Genomic DNA, 3,181 nt, shown 5'->3' on the forward strand with positions numbered 1-3,181 from the left:
GGGCACAATGAAGGCCCTGGTCAAGCGTGAAGCCGCCAAGGGCATCTGGCTGGAAAACGTGCCGGTCCCGACCCCGGGTCCCAACGAAGTCCTGATCAAGCTGGAAAAGACCGCCATCTGCGGTACCGACCTGCATATCTACCTGTGGGACGAATGGAGCCAGCGCACCATCAAGCCCGGCCTCACCATCGGCCACGAATTCGTCGGCCGCATCGCCGAAATCGGCCCCGGCGTCACCGGCTATGAAGTCGGCCAGCGCGTCTCGGCCGAAGGCCACATCGTCTGCGGCCACTGCCGCAACTGCCGTGGCGGCCGCCCGCACCTGTGCCCCAACACCGTCGGCATCGGCGTCAACGTCAACGGCGCCTTCGCCGAATACATGGTCATGCCGGCCAGCAACCTGTGGCCCATCCCCGACCAGATCCCGTCCGAACTGGCTGCCTTCTTCGACCCCTACGGCAACGCCGCGCACTGCGCGCTGGAGTTCAACGTCATCGGTGAAGACGTGCTGATCACCGGCGCCGGCCCCATCGGCATCATCGCCGCCGGCATCTGCAAACACATCGGCGCGCGCAACGTGGTGGTCACCGACGTCAACGACTTCCGCCTCAAGCTGGCCGCCGACATGGGCGCCACCCGCGTGGTCAACGTCTCCAACACCTCGCTCAAGGACGTGATGAAGGACCTGCACATGGAGGGCTTCGACGTGGGCCTGGAAATGAGCGGCAACCCGCGCGCCTTCAACGACATGCTCGACTGCATGTACCACGGCGGCAAGATCGCCATGCTCGGCATCATGCCGCGGGGCGCTGGCTGCGACTGGGACAAGATCATCTTCAAGGGCCTCACCGTGCAGGGCATCTACGGCCGCAAGATGTACGAGACCTGGTACAAGATGACCCAGCTGGTGCTGTCCGGTTTCCCGCTCGGCAAGGTGCTCACCCACCAGCTGCCGATCGACGACTTCCAGAAGGGTTTCGACCTGATGGAACAGGGCAAGGCCGGCAAGGTGGTGTTGAGCTGGAATTGATCCTCAGTGCCTTTGGCACGGACGATCAACGGCCCCTGTCACCTTTTGCCCGCGCCGTCGGCGCGTCCCCTTCAACGGCAGGGGGCTCTGCTCCAGCGGGGATCCGGTGCCAGGCCAGCATTGAAAAGGCGCCCATCCGGGCGCCTTTTTTTGTTTCGCGGGGTGGCCGGTGGCGCGAGGAGCCGGCCAGCGGCCGGCACTACTTGCCTACCGCTACCGTGAACACCACGCGGTTGTCGGCCAGCTTGCCGGAGTTGTCGCGGCCGTTGCCGTCGGTGCCGTAATAGCCCAGGCCCAGGGTGAACAGGCCGAAGCTGCGATTCACCCCGATGTTCCAATCGGTGTAGTCCTTGGAGATGCCTTCCTCGAAGGTGCTGCGACCCACGTTGGCGGCCAGGGTGAACTCCTGCGGCAGCGCCCACTCGCCGCCCACGGCGTAGTACCAGCCATCGGTGCCCGAATTGAATACATCGTTGGTGTAGGTCACCGTCAGGCTGTACTGCTTGGCGAACGTGGTCTTGGTGATGAACTCGTTGTAGGCCAGGTCGCTGGAGCCCGGGTAGGTGTAACGATTGAGCAGCAGGTCCAGGTTGACGTTGTCGGTGACGTCGAACGCATACCCGATCAGGTAATCGACCTCGGCATCCGGGCCACCGTCGCCAAAGTCCACGCCCGAGCCCCACACGCCGGCGTAAAGACCGACCGGCGAGGTGTAGGTGAAACCGGCCTGCAGAGTCGGGTCCTCGTCGGTCTGCGAGACACCGCGGAACACGTAGTCGGAGACGCCGGTGACGTTCCAGCTGAAGGGAGAGGCGGCCTCGTCCTGGGCACTGGCGGCGAACGGGGCAAGCAGGGCGGCGCAGAGCACAACGGCGGCGGTACAGCGCGTGGCGTGGTTCATGCGGGGTCTCTCCAGACGGTGGGGGTGGGCGGAATGGCGGCGGTTTACAGTTTTTTAACCTGATTGATATTGCGATGCAACAATCACGTCTGCAACTGTCGGTGCCGGCACTGGCCTGATCGGCCGGCGCGCGCAACCCCAGCGTCGCCGCCGGCAGGTAAAATCCCGGTTTTCCCGTGCCGAAGACTGCCTGCCATGAGCGATGCCACCACCGCCCCGCTGACCCAGCACTATGTTGAAGAACTGGAGTCGATCCGCGCCCAGGGCCTGTTCAAGTCCGAACGCATCATCACCAGCCCGCAGTCGGYCGAGATCACCCTGGACGACGGCCGCACGGTGCTCAACTTCTGCGCCAACAACTACCTGGGCCTGGCCGACCATCCGGACCTGATCCAGGCGGCCAAGGACGCGCTGGACAGCCACGGCTTCGGCATGGCTTCGGTGCGCTTCATCTGCGGCACCCAGGACCTGCACAAGCAGCTGGAAAAGCAGATCGCCACGTTCTTCGGCAAGCAGGACACCATCCTGTACGCGGCCTGCTTCGACGCCAACGGCGGCCTGTTCGAGCCGCTGCTCGGCGAGAACGACGCGATCATCTCCGACGCGCTGAACCATGCCTCGATCATCGACGGCGTGCGCCTGTGCAAGGCCAAGCGCTTCCGCTACGCCAACTGCGACATGGCCGACTTGGAAGCCCAGCTGCAGGCTGCCGATGCCGCCGGCTGCAGAACCAAGCTGATCACCACCGACGGCGTGTTCTCCATGGACGGCTTCATCGCCCCGCTGGATGAGATCACCGCGCTGGCCAGGAAGTACAACGCGCTGGTGCACATCGACGAATGCCATGCCACCGGCTTCCTCGGTGCCACCGGCCGCGGCTCGGCCGAGGTCAAGGGCGTGCTGGAGAAGATCGACATCATCACCGGCACCCTGGGCAAGGCCATGGGCGGCGCGCTGGGTGGGTTCACCTGCGCCAGCGCCGAAGTGGTCGAACTGCTGCGCCAGCGCTCGCGCCCGTACCTGTTCTCCAACTCGCTGCCACCGCACGTGGTCGCCGCCGGCATCAAGGCCTTCGAGATGCTGGCCGCCGCCGACGACCTGCGCAGCACGCTGGCCGACAACACCGCCTATTTCCGCCAGAAGATGACCGCCGCCGGTTTCGACGTGAAGCCGGGCGTGCACCCGATCAGCCCGGTGATGCTGTACGACGCCCCGCTGGCGCAGAAGTTCGCCGAGCGCCTGCTGGAAGA

3 protein-coding genes are annotated in these 3,181 nt (G+C 65.1%); 2 read left to right on the top strand and 1 reads right to left on the bottom strand.

The features are described 5' to 3' along the window. Nucleotides 1–7: 7 nt before the first annotated feature. The gene (tdh, locus tag AC1DQP_RS18605; RefSeq protein WP_256776284.1) at nucleotides 8–1,030 is read left to right on the top strand and encodes an L-threonine 3-dehydrogenase; all 1,023 of its coding nucleotides are present in this window, start codon (nucleotides 8–10) and stop codon (nucleotides 1,028–1,030) included. Between the two features lie 199 nt (nucleotides 1,031–1,229). On the opposite strand, the gene AC1DQP_RS18610 is transcribed toward tdh, so the two are convergent. After that, nucleotides 1,230–1,931: a TorF family putative porin gene (locus AC1DQP_RS18610; protein ID WP_256776251.1), complete on the bottom strand. Its 702-nt coding sequence runs from the start codon at nucleotides 1,929–1,931 to the stop codon at nucleotides 1,230–1,232. Nucleotides 1,932–2,126: 195 nt separating this feature from the next. Between AC1DQP_RS18610 and kbl the strand changes: the two genes are divergently transcribed. After that, on the top strand, nucleotides 2,127–3,181 hold a 1,055-nt coding region (gene kbl / locus AC1DQP_RS18615), incomplete at its 3' end, for a glycine C-acetyltransferase (protein WP_478052214.1).

The organism is Stenotrophomonas sp. P5_A8, from assembly GCF_056400545.1.

What these genes read in the sequence shown, in the direction of transcription:
- tdh (WP_256776284.1), top strand. Translation starts at nt 8, where the DNA reads ATGAAGGCCCTGGTCAAGCGTGAAGCCGCCAAGGGCATCTGGCTGGAA.
- AC1DQP_RS18610 (WP_256776251.1), bottom strand. Translation starts at nt 1,931, where the DNA reads ATGAACCACGCCACGCGCTGTACCGCCGCCGTTGTGCTCTGCGCCGCC.